This is a genomic window from Pseudonocardia sp. SID8383 (assembly GCF_009864975.1).
GTDB lineage: Bacteria > Actinomycetota > Actinomycetes > Mycobacteriales > Pseudonocardiaceae > Pseudonocardia > Pseudonocardia alni.
Map to the genome: position 1 here is coordinate 1 of NZ_WWFY01000307.1, position 2,131 is coordinate 2,131.

Annotated in this window: 1 protein-coding gene; it reads left to right on the top strand. The window is 77.4% G+C overall.

From position 1 onward, the window contains the following. Positions 1-139 precede the first annotated feature (139 nt). On the top strand, positions 140-1,861 hold the full coding sequence (locus GTW08_RS31655) for an LpqB family beta-propeller domain-containing protein (RefSeq protein WP_073576337.1): 1,722 nt from the start codon (positions 140-142) through the stop codon (positions 1,859-1,861). Positions 1,862-2,131 lie beyond the last annotated feature (270 nt).

A 2,131-nucleotide genomic window follows, 5' to 3' on the forward strand; every position in this document is an offset into this window, starting at 1 on the left:
GCAACGGCAGCTCGGTGCCGACCCCGCCGCAGGGGATCGGCCGCGACCTGCGCGAGGAGGACCTGTGGCGGCTGCGCCCCGAGGAGCACGCGCCGATGCAGCCCGCCGAGCGGGCCATCATCGACCCGGGCGGCGACCGGTGACCGCCCGCCGTGCGCTGGCGGCGCTGGTCGTGACGGTCGCCGCCGTCGTCGCCGGGTGCGCGACGGTGCCCCAGCAGTCCGACGTGCAGGTGCTGCGCCAGGGCGAGCAGGCTGCCGAGCAGAACCTGAGCGGCCCGATCGAGGACGACGAGCCGCTCGGCCTGGTCCGCGGGTTCGTCTACCGTTCCGGCTCGCCCGACGACCGGCACGCGCAGGCCCGCCGCTACCTGTCGGCGTCGGCGTCGGACTGGGACGACGCGGCGTCGCTGACCGTCCTGGACGAGCGGTTCGACACCGTCGTGTCCCCGGACAACGGCACACCGGGGCCGGACCGGATGACGGTGCGGGTGCGGGGCACCCGGCTGGGCACGGTCGGGCCGGGCGGGGCGTTCGAGTCCTCCCCCCAGCGGGTCGAGGTCGACGTCGGCGTCGTCCGGGAGGGCGAGCACTGGCGGATCGACCGGCCACCGCCCGGGGTGATGGTCCGGCTGTCGGACTTCCGCTCGCACTACCGCGAGCTGCAGGCCTGGTTCGTCGACCCGGTCCGCCGGATGCTGCTGCCCGACGGGCACTACATCCGCAGCGGGCGTCCCGGCGAGCTCGCGATGGACGCCGTCGACGTACTGTTGCGCGGGCCGTCCACCGGCCTGGCCGGGGCGGCGGTGACGATGTTCCCGGCGACCGCGCGGATCCGCTCGGCGACGACCGACCCCGCGGCGGGCACCGCGTCGATCGAGCTGACCGGGGTGTCGGGGCTGTCCCCGCAGGACCGGGAGCTGCTCGCCGCGCAGGTCGCGCAGACCCTCGGCGGGGTGGGCGTGCCGCGGGTGGAGCTGCTGGCCGACGGCGGACCGCTGGTCCCCGCCACGCCGACGGTGTCGGCCGCGGACCAGGCCGACCTCGTCGCCGGCCCCGGCCGGGCCCCCGCGTTCCCCTACGTCGTCGACGGCGGCCGGGTCCGTCAGCTCAGCGCGACCGGCGTGGCGGCACCGGTCGCCGGGCAGGCCGGGAACGGCTCGTTCGACATCACCGAGGCCGCCGCGTCCGCGCGCAGCGGGCGGATCGCCGTCGTGTCCCGGGAGTCGACGGGCACCCAGCGGCTGCTCACCGGCCCGCTGGGCGGGGAGCTCACCGCCACCCCGGTGTCCGGCGCCGACGTCCGCTCGCTGAGCTGGAACGGGGCGGGCGACGAGATCTGGGCGGTCGTGAACGGCAGGCTGCGCCGGGTCCTCGTCCCGCCGTCCGGGCCGCCGGTCGAGGGCGCGGTGGACGCGGGCCGGCTGACGCCGCTCGGCCGGATCGGGGACATCGCGCTGGCGCGTGAGGGCGGCCGGATCGCCGTCGTCGCCGACGGTGCGCTGCTCGTCGGCCCGATCGTCCCGCTCGACGACGGCGAGGTCGCCGTCGGGCCGCTGCGGCGCCTGCGCCCCGGGGAACTCGACGACGTGGTGTCGATCGACTGGCACTCCGCGGACCGGATCGTGGTCGCGTCGGACTCGGACCGCCCCATGTCCGAGGTGAGCGCCGACGGTCTGCGCCTGGACCAGATCCCCGGCACGAACCTGACCGCGCCGCTGGGGGCGCTGGCCGCCGCCGAGGGGCGCCCGCTGTACGTGACCGACCGGACCGGCCTGTGGAGCTACTCCGGTGGCGAGTTCGACGCCTGGCAGCAGGCGGGCGGGACGGGCGCGGCCGCACAGCCGTTCTACCCCGGCTGAGCGGGTCCCGGTGGCCGGATCCCCGGCCTGTGGACAACTCCGGTGGTTGTGGACAACCCGGCTCGGGCGGACTCCGGCGGGGCCGCGGCGACGGTGCCGGGGGCGAGTATCGGAGCCGTGACCCCGACCCGAGCCCCGTCCCCGGCCGCCGCCCTGCTGGACCTCCTCCTGCCCCGGACCTGCGGTGGCTGCGGTGCCGGGCCGCCCGGCAGCGGGGGCTGGTGCCCGGCCTGCGCGCAGGACACCGCAGGCCCGGTGCCGGTCCGCGTG